Annotated in this window: 17 protein-coding genes; 5 read left to right on the forward strand and 12 right to left on the reverse strand. The window is 73.4% G+C overall.

From position 1 onward, the window contains the following. Nucleotides 1-200: 200 nt before the first annotated feature. Nucleotides 201-1,184: an MEDS domain-containing protein gene (locus ASD62_RS02195; RefSeq protein WP_056914572.1), complete on the forward strand. Its 984-nt coding sequence runs from the start codon at nucleotides 201-203 to the stop codon at nucleotides 1,182-1,184. A gap of 82 nt (nucleotides 1,185-1,266) precedes the next feature. Here ASD62_RS02195 and ASD62_RS02200 read toward each other — a convergent pair whose 3' ends face one another. Beyond that, complete coding sequence (locus ASD62_RS02200; protein ID WP_056914573.1) at nucleotides 1,267-1,866, reverse strand: hypothetical protein; 600 nt, start codon at nucleotides 1,864-1,866, stop codon at nucleotides 1,267-1,269. Nucleotides 1,867-2,085: 219 nt separating this feature from the next. Here ASD62_RS02200 and ASD62_RS02205 point away from each other — a divergent pair, with 219 nt between their 5' ends. Then, nucleotides 2,086-3,414, forward strand: a complete 1,329-nt coding sequence (locus tag ASD62_RS02205) for a hypothetical protein (protein WP_082580518.1) — start codon at nucleotides 2,086-2,088, stop codon at nucleotides 3,412-3,414. Nucleotides 3,415-3,423: 9 nt separating this feature from the next. On the opposite strand, the gene ASD62_RS02210 is transcribed toward ASD62_RS02205, so the two are convergent. Next, nucleotides 3,424-3,711, reverse strand: coding sequence for a DUF1905 domain-containing protein (locus ASD62_RS02210; protein ID WP_056914574.1), 288 nt, complete (start codon nucleotides 3,709-3,711; stop codon nucleotides 3,424-3,426). A 59-nt stretch (nucleotides 3,712-3,770) separates the two neighbouring features. Continuing rightward, the gene (locus ASD62_RS02215; protein ID WP_082580519.1) at nucleotides 3,771-4,385 is read right to left on the reverse strand and encodes a DUF664 domain-containing protein; all 615 of its coding nucleotides are present in this window, start codon (nucleotides 4,383-4,385) and stop codon (nucleotides 3,771-3,773) included. A gap of 61 nt (nucleotides 4,386-4,446) precedes the next feature. On the opposite strand from ASD62_RS02215, the gene ASD62_RS02220 reads away from it, so the two are divergent. Beyond that, nucleotides 4,447-5,445, forward strand: a complete 999-nt coding sequence (locus ASD62_RS02220) for a YafY family protein (RefSeq protein ID WP_056914575.1) — start codon at nucleotides 4,447-4,449, stop codon at nucleotides 5,443-5,445. On the opposite strand, the gene ASD62_RS02225 is transcribed toward ASD62_RS02220, so the two are convergent. Continuing rightward, complete coding sequence (locus tag ASD62_RS02225) at nucleotides 5,418-6,923, reverse strand: carboxylesterase/lipase family protein (protein WP_056914576.1); 1,506 nt, start codon at nucleotides 6,921-6,923, stop codon at nucleotides 5,418-5,420. The two genes, ASD62_RS02220 and ASD62_RS02225, sit on opposite strands and share 28 nt — an antisense overlap. A gap of 60 nt (nucleotides 6,924-6,983) precedes the next feature. Between ASD62_RS02225 and ASD62_RS02230 the strand changes: the two genes are divergently transcribed. After that, nucleotides 6,984-7,925: an aminoglycoside phosphotransferase family protein gene (locus ASD62_RS02230; protein ID WP_056914577.1), complete on the forward strand. Its 942-nt coding sequence runs from the start codon at nucleotides 6,984-6,986 to the stop codon at nucleotides 7,923-7,925. 2 nt (nucleotides 7,926-7,927) lie between these two features. Here ASD62_RS02230 and ASD62_RS02235 read toward each other — a convergent pair whose 3' ends face one another. From ASD62_RS02235 to ASD62_RS02245, 3 genes are all read right to left on the reverse strand, one after another. Then, a complete protein-coding gene (locus ASD62_RS02235; RefSeq protein ID WP_056914578.1) occupies nucleotides 7,928-8,203 on the reverse strand; it encodes a hypothetical protein in 276 nt (91 codons plus the stop codon). Between the two features lie 121 nt (nucleotides 8,204-8,324). Then, nucleotides 8,325-8,921, reverse strand: a complete 597-nt coding sequence (locus ASD62_RS02240) for a 1-acyl-sn-glycerol-3-phosphate acyltransferase (protein ID WP_056914579.1) — start codon at nucleotides 8,919-8,921, stop codon at nucleotides 8,325-8,327. A gap of 103 nt (nucleotides 8,922-9,024) precedes the next feature. Continuing rightward, nucleotides 9,025-9,486, reverse strand: a complete 462-nt coding sequence (locus ASD62_RS02245) for an iron chaperone (RefSeq protein WP_056914580.1) — start codon at nucleotides 9,484-9,486, stop codon at nucleotides 9,025-9,027. A 157-nt stretch (nucleotides 9,487-9,643) separates the two neighbouring features. On the opposite strand from ASD62_RS02245, the gene ASD62_RS02250 reads away from it, so the two are divergent. Continuing rightward, complete coding sequence (locus ASD62_RS02250) at nucleotides 9,644-10,144, forward strand: pyridoxamine 5'-phosphate oxidase family protein (RefSeq protein ID WP_056917094.1); 501 nt, start codon at nucleotides 9,644-9,646, stop codon at nucleotides 10,142-10,144. Here ASD62_RS02250 and ASD62_RS02255 read toward each other — a convergent pair. The 5 genes from ASD62_RS02255 to ASD62_RS02275 all read right to left on the reverse strand — a co-directional run bounded on the left by ASD62_RS02255 (nucleotide 10,117) and on the right by ASD62_RS02275 (nucleotide 16,583). Then, nucleotides 10,117-10,923 carry a hypothetical protein gene (locus tag ASD62_RS02255; protein ID WP_056914581.1) on the reverse strand — a complete coding sequence of 269 codons (807 nt, stop codon included), beginning with the start codon at nucleotides 10,921-10,923 and terminating at the stop codon, nucleotides 10,117-10,119. The genes ASD62_RS02250 and ASD62_RS02255 overlap by 28 nt on opposite strands. A gap of 85 nt (nucleotides 10,924-11,008) precedes the next feature. Then, nucleotides 11,009-12,106: an acyl-CoA desaturase gene (locus ASD62_RS02260; RefSeq protein WP_082580520.1), complete on the reverse strand. Its 1,098-nt coding sequence runs from the start codon at nucleotides 12,104-12,106 to the stop codon at nucleotides 11,009-11,011. A 166-nt stretch (nucleotides 12,107-12,272) separates the two neighbouring features. Then, on the reverse strand, nucleotides 12,273-13,223 hold the full coding sequence (locus ASD62_RS02265) for a hypothetical protein (protein WP_056914582.1): 951 nt from the start codon (nucleotides 13,221-13,223) through the stop codon (nucleotides 12,273-12,275). 115 nt (nucleotides 13,224-13,338) lie between these two features. Beyond that, a complete protein-coding gene (locus tag ASD62_RS02270; RefSeq protein WP_200956832.1) occupies nucleotides 13,339-14,103 on the reverse strand; it encodes a class I SAM-dependent methyltransferase in 765 nt (254 codons plus the stop codon). Continuing rightward, the gene (locus ASD62_RS02275) at nucleotides 14,100-16,583 is read right to left on the reverse strand and encodes a CDP-alcohol phosphatidyltransferase family protein (protein ID WP_200956833.1); all 2,484 of its coding nucleotides are present in this window, start codon (nucleotides 16,581-16,583) and stop codon (nucleotides 14,100-14,102) included. The genes ASD62_RS02270 and ASD62_RS02275 overlap by 4 nt, the downstream gene beginning before the upstream one ends. Nucleotides 16,584-16,627: the final 44 nt, after the last annotated feature.

Raw genomic sequence — 16,627 nt, forward strand, 5'->3', positions numbered from 1 at the left:
GGTGTGGGGAGGGCGGGAAGGGCGGCCCGGTTCCGGGTCCGGGCACCGGACGGCGAGGTATGGCGCGCGCACCGGTCCGCCGTCGCGGGCGCCGCAACATTCTGGTGCCGGTGCCCCCGAGGAGTCCACCACCGTCCCCCGGCGAGACAAGTCGCCAGAAACCTGCCGACGCCCGTCCATACGGGCGTACAGTGCGAGGCGTGCTGTCCGGCGACCCGGTGGCCGCTCCCGACGACCATGCGGTGATCTTCTACGACCACGACTCCGAGATCGTCTCGGCGGTGGCCGGGTACGCGCATGAGGGCCTGCAGTCCGGGGAGGTCGTCCTCCTCATCGCCACGGCGACGCACGCACCGGTGATCCTCGAGGTCCTGTCGGCACTAGGCTTCGACGTCGCCGAGGCCACCGCGCGTGGCACGCTCCACCTGCGCGACGCGGCCGCAACCCTGGCCCAGTTCCGGGCCGAGGGCGAGCTGGACCTCGAGCGGTTCGAGTCCCACCTGCGCGAGCTGCTCGCCTCCGTGACGACCAAGGACACCCGCGCCCGCGTCTTCGGTGAGCTGGTCGCCCTGCTCTGGGAGGAGGGTGAGGTCGCCGCCGCGATCGGGCTCGAGTCCGCCTGGAACACCGTGCTGACCGGTCACCGGACCGGCCTGCTCTGCGCCTACCCCACCGCCCTCCTCGCCTCCGCGGGCCTGCCGGGCATCCGCGAGACCTGCGTCCGGCACTCCGAGGTGCACGCACCACCCGGGTACGGCTCCCTCCGCCCCCTCCCGGAGGACCCGGGCGCCCTGGTCCACGACCTCACGACCGCCCAGCGCACCGAGGTCTTCGTTCCCACCACCACGGCCGTGATCGCGGCCCGCCGCTTCGTGGGCGCCACGCTCGAGCACTGGGACCTCGACCACGTGGCACCGGACGCCCTGCTGCTCGTCTCCGAGCTGGCCACGAACGCCGTGCTGCACGCCGAGTCACCGTTCCGGGTCTTCCTGCACCACAGCCCGGGCGTGCTGCACCTGTCGGTCCACGATGCCCAGCGCGGATGGTTCGAGCTGGGCCACCCCTCGGCCGGCGAGGTCAACGGGCGCGGCGTGAGCATCGTCGAGGCCGTCGCCGACCGGTGGGGCTGCGACGCGGTCTCGGACGGCAAGGTCGTCTGGGCCGAGCTGCCGACCGGCGCCTGACTACCGGGCACCGACCGCGCGGGCGCACGTCACCCGGGCGTCGTGGCTCACGCCATACGGGCACCGCACCGGGAGCGGGCGCTCACCATCCGACGTCCGCGGCCTCGGCCGGCTCCTCGGGTCTGGCTGCCATCCGGCGGACGATGACGAGCATCACGAGCATCCCGGCCACTCCCATGACCACCGCCCAGGTGAGCTGGGACCGGGTGGCGCTGGTCCTCGGCGCCTCGCGGAGCCCGGACCGCGCGGCCTCGGCGGGAGCTCCCGGCACGACGACGGTCGCCGGGAGGGGTGACGGACTCGCCACGTCGCTGATGGACCCGTCGTCGCCGACCACGAACCCGATGCTCTGCAGGCCCTTGCTCTTGCGGACGGCGTCGACCTCGAGCTGCCACCGCCCGGGGGTCGCGTGCACGGTGCCCCGCCACTGCCCACGGGCACCCTTGGTCTCGCTGAGCGTGAGCGGGCGGGACTCGGCCGTGTCGGGCAGGTACGCCACGGCACGGACGGTCTCGCCGACGACGGGATCGCTGTCGGGGTAACGGATCGAGGCCGTGACCACCACGTCACCACCGCTGCCGGACACCTGCAGCACGATGGTCGAGATGGGTGAGTGGGCCGAGGCAGGCGCCTGCCCGAGCCACACCAGGTGGGCCACCACGAGCACCGCCAGCAGCAGCACGCGTGGCCACCGTGACGACGCGTGCATGGGACCTCCCGGAGCCGACGGACCGCAGCCGGTCCGCGTCCAGAGTCTAGGGTCGCCAGCCCGTCGACGGCGGAGATTTCTCCGCGGGTCCACCAGGTCGCGGCCTCGCCGAAACACCGGTGGCCGGGCACGTCCCGGCAGTACCGTTCAGGGACCGTCGCGCACGACGGCCGGCCCCCGGAGGAACCGCCCGTGACCCCTGTGCTGAACCCCGCCGCGTGGGTCGCGCACGGGGTGGGCAAGCGCGAGGACCTGCCGCTGCCGTTCCCCCTGGTCGTCGCCGGCGCGTCCGTCGCCCTCGTGGTCTCGTTCGTGGCCCTGGGAGCACTCTGGCGCACCCCGCGCCTGCACCCGGGTGGCGGCCACCCCCTCCCTGCCACGACGGCCAGGCTCCTGGACAGCCGGTGGCTGCGGGGCGGCGCCGTCGCCCTCGCGCTCGCCCTGTCGGCCTGGACCCTGATGGCCCTGGTCGCCGGGGCCGACAACGCCAACAACCCCACGCCGTACGTCGTCTACGTCTGGCTCTGGATCGGGCTGCCGTTCCTGTCCCTGGTGCTGGGTCCCGTCTGGAGGGTGCTCAACCCCCTCCGCGCGCTCTTCCTCCTCCTGTGCCGGGCGGGCGGACTGGACCCGCTCAACGGCATCCTGCGGTACCGGCTGGGCTACTGGCCGGCCGCCGTCGGGCTCTTCGCGTTCACCTGGCTCGAGCTCATCGCGCCCGACCGCACGACGCGAGCCGTCCTCCTGCCCACGATCCTCGGCGTCATGCTGCTCACCCTCCTCGGCGCGGTGGTGTTCGGTCCACGCTGGTTCGAGCGGGCCGACCCCTTCGAGGTCCTGTCCTCCCTCTACGGCGCGCTCAGCCCGTTGGGGCGACGACCCGACCGCACGTGGGTCGTCCGCACCCCGCTGCACGGCGTGGACCGGATCGAGGCCGACCACGGGCTGCTGGCGACGGTGTCCGTCCTGCTGGGCGGCACGGCGTACGACGGCTTCTCCGGGCTCACCGCGTGGTTCAGCTGGACGCAGTCGTCGGCCTCCCCGGTGGCGGCGCAGACCCTGGGCCTCCTCGGGTTCTGCGTGCTGGTGGCCGGGACGCTGGCGGCCGCAGCAGGGCTGGCGGCCAGGATCGCGGGCGTCGTGTCGCTGCGCGGGTGCGCCACGGCGTTCGCCCCGTCGCTGGTGCCCATCGCCGCGGGGTACGTCGTCGCGCACTACTGGTCCCTGTGGGTCTACGGCGGACAGCTCACCCTCGCCCTGCTGTCCGACCCGCTCGGCACCGGCGCCAACTGGCTCGGGACGCGTGGACTGACCCCCGGCTCCGCCCTCATCGGCCCGACGTTCGTCGCCTGCCTGCAGGTGACGGCCATCGTCACGGGCCACGTCCTGGGCATCGTCCACGCCCACGAACGCGCCCTGCGCCTGTTCGACCGGAAGGCGGCCGTCCGCGGCCAGGTCCCCATGCTCGTGGTGATGGTCGGCTACACGTGTGGTGGCCTGGTCCTGCTCTTCGCGGCGTGACCCTGCGGCTCAGGTGTCGACGCAGAGGTGGACGGTCACCAGGTCGCCGACCTCGATCTGCTCGGCCCGCAGCACCGCGAACTTGAGGGGCACGGCATACGCACCGTCCTTGGGGAACAACGAGGTCGTCCACGTCGTCGGCCCGATCCGGGCCCGCACGGGGATCATGCCCCAGCCGTAGCTCACGCGGGACGCGACCGCCTCGAGCGCCCCGCACTCCTCGTCGGGGACGGTGACGAAGTGCCACGGCGACGGCCCTCGCCAGAACCACACGTCACCGCTGAACTCGAGCTCCATCGCAGCAGGATAGGGAGCAGCCGGCTGCCCGGTCCGGAGCCGGTTCGCACCTGCGCCCGTCACGGTCGCCAGTCGCCGGGCGGGTCCTCGCCGACCAGTCCGTCGACGGCCTCCCGGAGGAGGTCGGCGTGCCCGGTGTGGCGGCCGTACTCCTCGACCAGGTCGAAGACCAGCCGACGCAGGCTCGCGTGCCGTCCGTCGGGGGCCGTCACGTGGGCCTCCTGCTCCAGCCCACCCTCGGCGACCGCTGCGGCCAGGGTGGCCCGGGACCTCGCGACCGCGCGGTCCCACAGGGCGTACAGCTCCTCGGGCGTGTCGGCGGCGGCGGACCGGAAGTGCCACCCCTCGTCGTCGTCCTGGTCCATCTCCGTCCAGGGCGACCCCAGCGGCTCCCCCTTGAGCTTCGTCGTGAAGACGTGGTCCTCGCAGGCGGCCAGGTGCTTGAGCAGACCTCCCAGGGTCAGGGACGACGCCCCGACGCTGGTGTCCAGGCCCTCGCGGTCGAGCCCGCCCGCCTTCCAGCGGAACGTCGTGCGCAGCCGGTCCAACGCTCCTGTCAGGTGCTCCAGCTCGGTGCCGGCGAACGGTGGTTCCCAGCTCGGCGGAACCCATTGCGCTGCAACGCCGTCCGGGGCGGCGGCCGGTCCGGTGTCGGTGCTCTGCTCGGTCGTCATGGGTGCACGGTACGGCTGGTTCCGGACGGATCGCTTCCGCAACGTGTGCCAATCTGTTCACGTGGACACCACGAACCCGACCGCCCGGGCCCTGCTCTGCCTGGAGCTGCTGCAGGACTCACCGGGCATCACCGCGGACCGCCTCGGCGAGCGGCTCGGGGTCACGTCACGCGCGGCCCGCCGCTACGTGGGCATCCTCCGCGAGGCCGGGATCCCCGTCCAGTCCACCCGGGGCCCTTACGGCGGCTACCGCGTGGGTCGGGGTCTGCGGCTGCCCCCGCTGACGTTCAGCTCCGCCGAGGCGCTCGGTCTGGTCATGGCCGTTCTCGACGGTCACCACGACGCCGGCAACCCCGCCGACCCCGTCGGCAGCGCCCTGGCCAAGATCCTCCGGGCCCTGCCCGACTCCGTTGCCGCACAGGCGGATGCCGTCCGCCGCACGGCTGCCTCCGCACCCGACCGGGCTGCGGCCCGCCCGGACCCGACCACGGCCGCCACCCTGGTGGACGCCAGCGCGGAGCACCGCCGGGTCAGGGTCACCTACCACTCGGAGTCAGGTCGCACGTGGGACGTGGAGGTGGACCCGTGGGCGGTCGTCGTCCGCCACGGACGCTGGTACCTGCTCTGCCTCACCCGTCCCACGTCCGACGAGGCGGCGGTGCGGACGTACCGCGTCGACCGGGTCTCGGCCGTCGAGGTGCTCGACCTCACCTTCACCCCTCCCCCGGACCTCGACCCCGTCGCCCTCCTCGAGCAGCACCTCGCGACGGGCTGGGAGTATGCCGTCGACGTCCTGGTCGAGGCCCCGGTCGAGATCGTGTCGCACTGGCTCCCCCGGGCGCTGGGGCGGCTCGAGGCGGTCGACGAGCAGACGACGCGGCTGGTCGGGACGACGAGCAGCCTGTGGTGGTACGCCGAGCAGCTGGCGGTGCTGCGCGCACCGTTCCGGATCGTCGGGTGCACCGAGCTCCAGGAGGTGGCCCGGGCCGTCGGCGCGCAGCTGCTGGCCGCCGGCACGCCGGGCGGTGCGGGTCAGCCCCAGAGCGCCAGCTCGTCCTGACGCGGCCAGGTCGACACCTTCACGGCGGACACGTCCGACGAGGGCTCCTCCGGCGACGCGCCGAACGTCCTGACGAGCGGCTCGTCGGGCGCCCAGGACGGCCACCCCGGGTCGCCACCCTTGGCGAACTCGACCCAGGCCCGGTGCATCGCGTCCGCCACCGGCTGCGGCGCCGCCCCACCCGCCATCAGCGCCCCGGCGCCGAGCGTGTCGAAGACGAACGGCAGCTCGAGGGCGTGGCAGGCGCCGAGGTCGGCCAACGGTGTCCGCCAGGCGAACTCGTACACGTGCACCGGCGCCCCGACGCCGTGCTGGGCCGCGGCGAGCTGCGCCGTGGGGACCCGGAAACCGGCATCGGTGAGGATGGCCGCAGCGACGTCGCCCGCAGACGCCTCAGGACGGTTGCGCACGTACGTCTCGACCGCGTGCTGCGGCCAGCCGTAGCGTGCTGCGAGGAACGGCAGGGCCGGCTCGGAGATCGTGGCGGCGACTCCGGTCGGCACCATGAACAGGCGCATCTCCTCGGTCGTCGTGCCGATGAGCAGCGGCACCCCCGCGGCCGACCCCGCCGCGATCCGGGTCGCCGGGACCTCGGGCACGACGTCACCGTCCACGACGGGGAACAGACTCATGATGCCGAGACCGCCGCGCAGGACAGAGGAACCCCAGCGGGCCGGGTCGGGGTCGGCCTGGACCGCCAGCGTCAGGGCCCCCTGGGCCGCGGCGACGGTTTCGGGATCCAGCGCTGCGAACGCCTCCGCCGTGGCGGCCACACCGAGGATCGCAGCGAGCTCGACCCCCACCCGTCGGGCGTCCTCGAGTGCGCAGACGGCCGTGCCGCCTCCGGACTGAACGATGGCACGGTGGAAGAGGCCTCCTGCGGCAGGCGAGGCCATCAGCGTCGCGACGCTCATGCCGCCCGCCGACTCACCGAAGACGGTCACGTCGTCGGGGTTGCCGCCGAACGCCGCGACGTTGTCGCGCACCCACCGCAGAGCGGCGACCTGGTCGCGGAGACCGAGGTTGGTGGGAGCACCGTCCAGCACGGCGAAGCCCGGCGCGCCGAGGCGGTAGTTGACCGAGACGAGGACGACCCCGTCACGGGCGAAGGCCGAACCGTCATACGTGGCAACGCTGTTCGCGCCTCGGACGAACGCCCCACCATGGATCCAGACCATCACGGGCAGGTCCGTCCCGCCCTCCGACGGCGCCCACACGCTGACGTTGAGGTACTCGTCCCCCGGGGCCACCGAGGCCGGCAGGAACTGGTCCATCGGGCTCGGGTACGCCGTCTGGGCTGCGCTCGGCCCGTGCACGCCCGCGTCGCGTTCCCCCTCCCACGGCACGACGGGCTGCGGCAGCCGGTACCGGTCGGCGCCCACGGCCGGCGCGGCATACGGGAGTCCGAGGAAGGCGTCGACACCGTCGCGGCTGGTGCCGCGAGCGAGTCCACCGGTGACGTTCACGACAGGGGCCATCTGCTCATCCAACCAGCCGTGGCCTGCCCCGGCACGGGAGCCGGTGGTTAGCCTGAGGCGGTGAGGCGCCCACCCGAGCACGACGACGTCATCGCCGGCGCGGTGGCCGAGGCCGACCGGCGCCGTGACCGGTCCGACCGCGACCTCAGGACCACCGTCGCGCACTTCCGGGCCACCGTCGGCCCCGTCTGCACCGCCTGGGACCTCACCGCCCGCGCGTGGTTCGACGGCGGAGCGGGGGCTCCGACGCTCGACGTGGTGCGCGTGGACGGCACCGGGGCGGTGCTCAAGATCGCGGACCCCGGCGCCCTCGACCGGGCTGCGACGGTCATGCTCGCCGCCGAGGGGCGTGGCTACGCCGAGGTCCTGGCCTGGGACGAAGCCGCCGGCGCCCTGCTGACCGAGCGGCTCGGCGCCGACCTCTGGACCGAGCACCGCACGGTGTCCGCGCAGGTCGAGGTGGTCGCGCCCCTGCTCCTCGAGGCGTGGCAGGTGCCGGCCGGGTCAGGGAAACGGTTCGAGGGCAAGGCTGCCGGTCTCGTGGCCATCCTCGACGACCTCGGACCCAGGTACGGCGGCGGACACGAGGGTGCCCTCGCCCTGGCCTCGGCCCACGCGCGCGAGCTCGCGACGACAGAGCGACCGGAGGTGGTCTGCCACGGCGACCCGCACGGCGGGAACGTCCTGCGGCGAGGGACCGGCTGGGCCCTGATCGACCCGGACGGCTTCGTCGGGGAACGCGCCTACGACCTCGGGGTGGCGCTGCGCGACGCCTGCCACGAGCTGCGCGACCTGGAGGAGGCCGAGCCCGGCTCGGGCACCGACCTGTTGCGCCAGGGGTGCGAGCACGCCGCAGAGCTGGCCGGGGTGGAGGCGGAGCGTGTCTGGCGCTGGGCCTACGTCGAGCGGGTGACGACCGGGCTGTACCTCGCGTGGCACGGGTACCCGGAGGAGGCCCGGACGTTCCTCGACACCGCGAGCACGATCGCGGCCGGGGGCTGAGGTCAGCCCTCGTGGTCGTGGGCGTACTCCACGTCGTACGCCGGTCCGAGCTCGAGCTGCAGGTCGCGCGACAGCCGGCGCCCGGAGCTGACCCAGTCCGAGTAGGAGTCCTGCTGCGGCGCGGTACGGGTGCGGTCGTGCAGCTCCTCCCAGCGACGCGCCCAGGCGAGCAGGTCCGCGGTCAACCGCGGCGAGAGCGGGAGGGTCTCGAGGTCGACCATGCCCTGCTTGGTCCAGACCGGGTCCGCGTTCCAGTCGGCCATGACGGTGAGCTCCATCCGGCAGACCATGTCAGGGTCGCAGGGGCGCCACCTGCCGTTATGCGTGCCCTTTGCCATCTCCTTGACGACTCCGGACCATGTCGAGGACCAGCCGTGGGGCGAGGGGCGGGGTCGGCGCTCAGGCGCCGGAGGACCGCCCGGGGGCGCGCCCGGCGGCGCCCCCTTCCTCCCGCAGCCGTGGCTCCGTCCGGCGCTCGGGGTGGATGCCCCTTTTGTCCCGGTAGAAGGCTCGGACCTGGTCCATGACCACCACGACGTCCTCGTCCGCCACGATGGTCGGCCCGAATCCCGCTGTGCGCGAGGGGCCGTCGATGAACGCCAGGGCGATCGGCAGCCGCGCCTCGCGGGCGATGCGCCAGAAGCCGGACTTCCAGTACTCGCCCTTCGTGCGGGTCCCCTCGGCGGCCAGGATCAGCAGGAACGGCTCTCCGCTGCGCGCCTCGCGCACGAGGTCCCGCACCACGGCACCGGGGTTCTCGCGGTCCAGGGAGACCCCGCCGAGCCGGGGCAGCAACCACCCCAACGGCCCCCTGAACAGGCTGTGCTTGATGAGGACCCGCGGGGTGACCCCGCCGCGCCACATGATCAGCAGCATCATGACGAAGTCCCAGTTGGACGTGTGGGGGGCCCCGACGAGGATGCCGCTGCGGGGCACCTCGCCGACGGCGGTCCACCGCGAGAGCCGCAGCACCGCCCTGGCCAGTCGGCTCCTCATGGCACGTCCCTTCGTGGGGCTTGCTGCCCCGAGGGGACCAACCTACGGGGCGCGGGCCGGCGCAGGGCCCGGTGGTCACCGACTGCGCCCACCGTGCCCGGCGTCAGGACACGGCGGCCTTCACCAGCGCGACGACCTTCTTCTCGACCGCGGGGCTCCACCGCAGCAGGGCGAACGAGGCCGCCCACATGTCACCGTCGTCGAGGTTCGCAGCGTCCTGGAAGCCCAGGGTCGAGTAGCGGTAGTTGAACTTGCCCGAGTCCTGGAAGAAGAGGACGACCTTGCCGTCCGCGTTCGCGTAGGCGGGCATCCCGTACCAGGTCTTCGGCAGGAGGTCGGGCGCGGTCGTCGTCACGGCGACGTGGACGCGTTCGGCGAGGGCACGGTCGTCGGGCGCCATCGCCGCGATCTTGTCGAGCAGGTCCTGCAACCCGTCCGCCAGCTTCGCGCCCTTCTTCCCCTCGGCGCGCAGCTCCGCGGCCCGTTCCTTCATCGCGGCACGCTCCTGCGCGGTGAACCCGTCCGTGGTGCCGGCGTTCTTGGTGTCGGCGGTCTTGGTGGCCATGTCATCGTCCCCTCGTGGTGTGATCCCGGTATGGCGCCCTTCCGGGCCCCTCGATGGAAGGCTAGGCCGCTCACCCCCGCCCGTGCTTCTCGATTCCTGACCGGATCGGCACGTCAGCACCGACCGGGTGTCGGGGCCCGCGAGTACCGTCGACACCGTGAAGGAGACGGCACGCGAGGTCGACGATCTGCAGGTCCTGATGGACGCGTCCCACGCGGCCGGCACGAGCCACCTGCGCGAGATCATCACCGGCGACCGCCGTCTCACCGCCGCGCAGGTGGTGGCCGCCCTGGACGGGATGAAGGTGCTGAGCCTGGCCACCGTCACGGCCAGGGGTGAACCCCGGGTGAGTGCCGTGGACGGGCACTTCCTGCACGGGTGCTGGACGTTCGGCACCGACGGTCGGGCTGCCAAGGCCCGTCACCTCGAGGCTCGACCCGCGGTGAGCGCTGCCCACCTCGACGGTGAGCGACTCGGGGTCTTCTGCCACGGACGAGCCGTCCTGCTCTCCCCCGGCGACCCGACCTGGGACGAGACCATCGCGCACTGGACGGCCCACTACGGCTCGGACCCGACAACGTGGAGCGACGACATCCGGATGTACCGCCTCAAGCCCAGCTGGCTCGTCGGTTACGGGACGGTCGCCCCGCCCGACTGACCGGGGGCGGCTGCCAGCACGACGCAGGCACCCAGGGCCAGCAGCAGCGCGAGCGCCGCCGGTGCTGCCCAGCCCGGACGGACCGCGTCGCCGAGGACCCACACGCCGACGACGGCCGGCAGGGCGACCTCGACCACCCAGAGGATCGCCGTCGCCGGACCGACCGAGCCGTGCTCCAGCGCTCCCGTGTAGCCGATCATGCCGAGGGCCCCGTAGCCGAGCACAGCCCAGGCCAGGGGTTCGTGCAGCAGGCTCGCCCAGTCGCCGGACCCGTGGGCGGCGCGGGCGCACAGGGCCGCACCCGAGAAGGCGACGCCGCCGAGGACCGCCAGCTCCGTCGAGCGGGCACGGCGCCCGGCGAGCACCGTCGCCACCGCCAACACCCCCAGGGAGACGAGCATGACCGGGCTGAAGGGCCGTGGCGGTCGCACCGCCGACAGCGGTCCGGCACCGGCGGCCAGGACGACGAGGGCGGCGGTGATGACGGCCGCCGCGACGCCTTCCCGGCGGCGGACCCGGACGCCGAGGACGAGGCGGGCGAGGACGACGGTCACGGCCAGCGAGCCCGCGAGCAGGGCCTGGACCGCGAACAGCGGCAGCTGGCGCAGGGCCACGAGCGAGCCCATCCACGCGACGGCGTCGAAGGCGAGACCGGCGACGTAGGTCGGTTGGCGCGCCACGGCGACGCCACTGGCCCGGGAGGCGCCCACGCTCTGCAGGACCGACCCCGCGCCATACCCGAGGGTGCCGACGAGGGCGGCGAGGAGGGCGAGGATCACAGGTGGACCCTACGTCGGCGGCCACGGGCCGCCGACGTGACGGCAGTCGTCCCCGGCGCCGGGGGCGGTGCTCGCCCCGGCCGCCTCAGCCGCGGTACTGCTCGACGAGTGGACAGCTGAAGGGATCACGGTTTCCCGGGCCGACGGAGTCGAGGTACCTGACGACGATGGCGTATGAGGCCATCAGGGTGGTCTCGGTGTACGTGACCCCGCGTTCGGCACAGAACTGCTGGACGAGGGGACGGGCGCGGCGCAGGTTGGCCCTCGGCATCGACGGGAACAGGTGGTGCTCCACCTGGTAGTTGAGCCCGCCCATGAGGAACGTGACGAGCCACCCGCCGCGGATGTTCCGCGACATGAGCACCTGGCGGCGCAGGAAGTCGATCCGGGCGTCTCGTGGCACGATCGGCATCCCCTTGTGGTTGGGCGCGAAGGCGGCACCGAGCAGGAACCCGAATAACCCCAGCTGGACCGCGAGGAACGCGAGCGCCTTGACGGGGTCGAGCACGAGCAGCAGGACCACGACGTACCCGGCCAACCGCACGGCGACCAGCCCGAGCTCGAGCCGGCGCCACGGGAGCTCACGACGCTGCAGCAGCACGCGCACACCGGCCTGGTGGAGGTTGAGTCCCTCGAGCAGCAGGAGGGGGAAGAACCACCAGCCCTGGTGGTCGGCGAACCAGCCGGGGAACCCCGTGCGGTCGGCGGCGGCCTCACGGGTGAAGGCGATCGCCCCCGGAGCGATGTCCGGGTCCCGACCCACCTGGTTCGGGGCGCTGTGGTGCCGGTTGTGCTTGTGGGTCCACCACGCGTAGCTGAGGCCGACCACGCCGCAGGACAGGCAGCGCGCCAACCACTCGTTGCCCCTCCTCGTGCCCAGCACCTGCTGGTGGGCTGCCTCGTGACCGAGGAATCCGAGCTGGGCGAGGACCAGCGCGAGCCCGGCCGCGGTGCCCAGCTGCCACCACGAGTCGCCCAGGACGACGAGGAGCGCGCCGGTGCCGGTCAGCGCCGCACCCAGGGACACCAGCAGCACGAGGTAGGGCAACCTTCGGCGCTGCAGCAGGCCCGCCCCGCGGATCCGCTCGGACAGGACGGCGTAGTCGCTGGGGGGTCGCGGTCGCCGTGGGGCAACGCGCTGGGTCGCGGACGGTGCGCTGGTTGCCGCTGGTGGCTGTTCCATGGGACCTCGTGTCGGCGTCGTGCCGCCGGGTCCAGGGCAACTCTCGAGCTGGTCCTCCGACTGAAGCACGCACGGCGACGCGCCGCAACCCCGGGTGCGGCCACCTGGGTCGCGGCCGTGCCCCGGGGTGCGGACCGGTCACGCTCAGGCGCTGACCGGACGAGGTCTACCGCTTCACGACGACGACCTCGAACTGCGTCGCCGTGGGCGGGAAACCGGTGTCGAACTTGGCGTTCGCCAGGACGAGCCGGCCGCCGACACGGGCCACCGTGGTGGGTGTCTCGAAGAGAGGACTCGTGATGACCTTGCGCACCGTGGCCGACGACAGGTCCTTGGCCAGCCGGGCCTCGACGACCAGGTTGTCGTTATTGCGCACCGACCACAGGGTCCGCCCGTCGAGGAGGATGCCGTCGACGTTCGGGACGCTCAACCCCGCGACGGCCCGGCTCGCCCCGGTGCGGGGGTCGACGACGTTGACGGCACCTTGGGCGCTGTGGGCGACGAGCAGCCGCGAACCGTCCTGCGTGGCCTGGATGCCGTTGTTGTTGAACGCGCCGGCGAGCTCTGCGGCGGGCCCACTCAGGGAGAGGGTCCGGAAGGCGCCGGGCGTGCCGTGCCTGACGGGGACGAAGTACAGCACCGCCCGCGCGGAGTCGGTGAACCACGCACCCTTCTCCGTGAGTGCGACGTCGTTGATGAAGGTAGGGGCTGCAGCGAAGGTGTACGACGCCACCGGCATCCCCGTGGAGGTGCTGTAGACGTAGCCCTGGCCCGTCGGGCCTCCGGCGACGAACAGCAGGTGGTCGTCGCGGTCCACCTTCATGCCGGTGGCGAAACGGCCGGCCGGTGCATCGATGAACTTGGCCGCGGTGCCCTTGCCGACGTCTCCGCGGAAGACGTCGCCCGTGAGCAGGTCCCCGGCGTAGAAGGTCGAGCCGCCACCGCTGGCGACCCCCTCGGTGCCCGTGGCGCCGGGTAGGACGATCGCCCGGTCCACGTGGTGGCGGTGGTCGGCGTGGTCGTCATGGTCGGCCGTCGCCGGTGGAGCGGCGAGGGCCAGCGTGGCGGCCGCCGCGAACACGGCAGCCAGAAGGGACGTCTTCCTCAGTGCGGTCATCGGTGGTGCCTCTCTGGTCGCGCACCGCGACGGGTGCGGTCCTGCATGGTGGTCTGGCCGTCCCGGCCCCGCTCCCGGGTGGCAGGAGGTAGGACGACGGTCGCGGACCCCGCGTTCACCCACCCCCTCGGGTCGCGACGAGGGTGAGCTTGCGGATGCGCCCCTGCTCGAGCCAGTGGGTCCAGAGCCGGTGGGCCGTCAGCAGGTCGTCGAGGAAGGCGTCGCCGAGATGCGCTCGGATGTCCCCCGCGTGCTCCGAGAACGCGCGGGTCAGGGCTCGGGCGGCAGTGTGGTGGGCACGGGTACTGTCGGTCTCCCACGTCACCCTCAGGCCGGCGTCCTCCAGGGAGGACCTCAGCTCGGCGTCCGGCACCGGCCAGACCGTGTCGGACGCCGGCATGAGGGACCGTTCCGCCGCCGTGAGGGGCGCCCCGGTCTCGACGGTGCAGGCGAACCGGCCACCGGGGACGAGGGCGCCGGCGACCGCGCCCAGCAGGGGCGCCTTGTCGGCGAACGCGAGCATCGTCTCCAGGAGCAGGACCACGTCGAACCCGCCCTCGGGCACCGGGGGGACGTCGGCGACGGTGAACCGGCACCGGGGGCCGGCCCGCCTGCGTGCCACGGCGATCGCATCCGGGGAACGGTCGACCCCGAGGTAGGTGCAGCCGAGCGCCTCGGCGATGAGCCGGCCGGGACCCGCGACACCGCAGCACAGGTCCAGGACCGAGGTCCCCGCCCCGATGGCGGCCCTGGTGGCGAGGTCCCGGATCTCGGTCGCCCGCATGAAGCTCTCCTGCCCGACGTACTCGCCGGGCTCGTAGGCCTGGAGGCGGGCGGCGAGCAGCCCGGCCTCGACCACCTCCCGGCCGATGGTCCTCACCTGATGGCCCGGGTGGGTGGGGCGCTCGCGACGCCGGCCGCGGGAGCGGTCTGCCCGGCCGTGACCACCTCCGGCGACCGGTCGCCGAACGCGCCCAGGAACCGGTCCCTGAAGGCGTCCATGCGCCATACCGGCGCCCGGGGACCGGGGCGCAGGCCGTCCTGCCAACCCCACGAGGAGATGCGGGCCAGGACGGAGGGATCGCGAGCCAGGACGGTGACGGGCACGTCGTGGTTGCCCCCGAACCCGCTGACGATCGTGGCGGGCTGGTGGTCGCCGAGGAGGACGAGCACGAGGGAGTCGCTGCCGTACCGCTCGACGAAGCCGAGCAGGGCCGTGAAGGAGTACTCGATCGAGTCCATGTAGGCCGCCGGGACCCGCTCGCGGTGGCTCCAGAGGTGGGACGCGGACTCGGCCCCGGCGTGCACGGCATCGAAGACCGTGCCGTCCCCCAGGTCGTCCCACCCCACCATGCGTGGCAGCGGCGCCCACGGCCCGTGGCTCGACGCGAGGTCGATCTCGGCCATGACCGGGGACGTCCGGCCCGGGCCGAGCTCGCGCCGCCCGAACGCGTCGAGGGCGTACTGGTCGGGCATCGAGGAGAACCCGAACGCGGGCCCGGCGTACCCGAGGTCCGAGCTGTCGTAGATGGTGTCGAACCCGTAGTACCGCTGCCCCTGCGGCCAGGTCCCCCGGTTCGAGGGGAGCAACCCCACGGTCCGCCACCCCGAGCGCGCGAACACGCTGGGCAGGGTGGTGTGGTTCCCCGCGAGGAGCGTGTCGTAGCTGGTCTGGTTGTCGACCCACACCCCCGACAGGAAGGTGGAGTGGGCCAGCCAGCTGACTCCCCCGAAGGTGGGGGACGTGAGGTAGGCACTCCGCGCGGCATACCCGGAGGCCCCGAGCCGGGCCGAGGCCGCGTCGAGCATCGTGCGGACGCCCGCCGACGCGTCACCCTCCACGGCCACCCGGCCGTAGCTCTCGACGAAGGCGACGAGGACGTCCTTGCCGGCCAGGCCCGCGAGGTCACCGGTCCGCTGGTCCGCGTATGCGTCGTGCCGCACCGCCGCGTCGAAGGCGCGCTGCTCGCGCAGCGAGGTCGAGATGCCGCGCGCCTGCCCCACCGCGAAACCGAGGGCTGCCCTGGCCGCGACCGGCTCGTCCTTCCCGACCTGCGCCCCGGACACCGCCGTGAGCGCCCAGGCGACGGTCAGGGCGACGACGGCGAGAGCGGACCGCCTGCGTCGGCGCCGAAGCTGCCGCGCGAGACGACCCACCGAGGCGGTGACGCCCGCGACGAGGGCGAGCAGGAGCACCACCGCGCCCGCCTGCGCGCCGGTGGCCGCCCACGGACCGTACGACGCACGGACGAAGTCGACCGCGGCCCCGAGGTGACCGGCGTCCGTCACGAGGTCGACCGGTCGGTCCAGCACCTCGACGAACGCCAGCTCAACCACCTCCAGCACCCCCAGCAGGCCCAGCGCGAGTCCAGCGACCCGGGCCACCACCCTCGAGGACCTCCCCGAGAGGACCACGACGAGGGCCGCCAGGGCGAGGCCCTCGACAGGGAGCCGCAGGAACGCCACCGGCGCCAGCCGGCCCGGCTCGACCGGGGCCACGAGGACGACCCAGACCAGCGCGACGGCGACGGTGTCGACGACGACGCCCCCGACGCGACGCCACGACAGGCCCCGCATCCGCACGGCACCCACGGGGGCGGTGACGCGGTGCCGCCACAGCCACCAGACGTCACGGCCGAACGACTCGGCCAGCAGCACCAGCCCGCCAATGACGGCGGTGACCACGAACCAGTGCGGACCGGCATCGGCAGCCGCGACGGTCAGCACGATCCCCACGGACGCCGTCACCACCTTGCGCCAGTAGCGGAACGGCAGCTGCGCGCGGAGCCAGGGCAGTCCCCAGCCGGCCACCGCGAACAGGTACCGCACCAGGCCGGCGAGCAGGACCCACGGACCGAGGTCCGGTGCCACGTAGACGCTCAGCACGAGGATGAGGAACGCGTCGACCTCACCGTCGAAGCGGCCGCCGAAGGCCGACGTGGTCCCGGTGCGCCTGGCGACCCAGCCGTCGAGGGCGTCGAGCAGCAGGGCCACCACGGTGATCGGCACCAGCAGCGCGGTGGTGCGCCCGTGCAGCAGGGCATCCGCCGTCAGGGCGGCCACGGCACAGGTGATGACCGCGCGACCGAGGGTCACGGCGTCGGCCGGACCCGGGTCGACGCCGGCAGCCCGCAGGCCCTGGGCGACGACGAGGTTGACGGTGACGCCGCACAGCAGGCCGACGGCCCACCCCGTGGCGGTCAGGCCGACGCTGTTCCCGACCACGGCCAGCAGCACGGCCACGCCGACGACCCCGGCCCCGGTGAGGCGACGCACCGTCAGCACAGCGCCTCCCCATCTGGACGTGGAACCGTTCTGGGCGTACAGCATTACTACGGTCGTCATCGGTGGTCGGTTCACCGGCCGGATCCACGAGCAGGAATCCACCGGCGGTGGGTCCGCCG

The sequence above is a fragment of the Phycicoccus sp. Root563 genome (assembly GCF_001427915.1).
Classification (GTDB): Bacteria; Actinomycetota; Actinomycetes; order Actinomycetales; family Dermatophilaceae; genus Pedococcus.

Excerpts from the sequence above, each read along its gene's own strand:
- ASD62_RS02210 (WP_056914574.1), bottom strand. The coding sequence starts at position 3,711 with ATGGAGCTCGAGTTCAGCGGTGACGTGTGGTTCTGGCGAGGGCCGTCG.
- ASD62_RS02215 (WP_082580519.1), bottom strand. The coding sequence starts at position 4,385 with ATGACGACCGAGCAGAGCACCGACACCGGACCGGCCGCCGCCCCGGAC.
- ASD62_RS02225 (WP_056914576.1), bottom strand. The coding sequence starts at position 6,923 with ATGGCCCCTGTCGTGAACGTCACCGGTGGACTCGCTCGCGGCACCAGC.
- ASD62_RS02235 (WP_056914578.1), bottom strand. The coding sequence starts at position 8,203 with ATGGAGCTCACCGTCATGGCCGACTGGAACGCGGACCCGGTCTGGACC.
- ASD62_RS02240 (WP_056914579.1), bottom strand. The coding sequence starts at position 8,921 with ATGAGGAGCCGACTGGCCAGGGCGGTGCTGCGGCTCTCGCGGTGGACC.
- ASD62_RS02245 (WP_056914580.1), bottom strand. The coding sequence starts at position 9,486 with ATGGCCACCAAGACCGCCGACACCAAGAACGCCGGCACCACGGACGGG.
- ASD62_RS02260 (WP_082580520.1), bottom strand. The coding sequence starts at position 12,106 with ATGGAACAGCCACCAGCGGCAACCAGCGCACCGTCCGCGACCCAGCGC.
- ASD62_RS02265 (WP_056914582.1), bottom strand. The coding sequence starts at position 13,223 with ATGACCGCACTGAGGAAGACGTCCCTTCTGGCTGCCGTGTTCGCGGCG.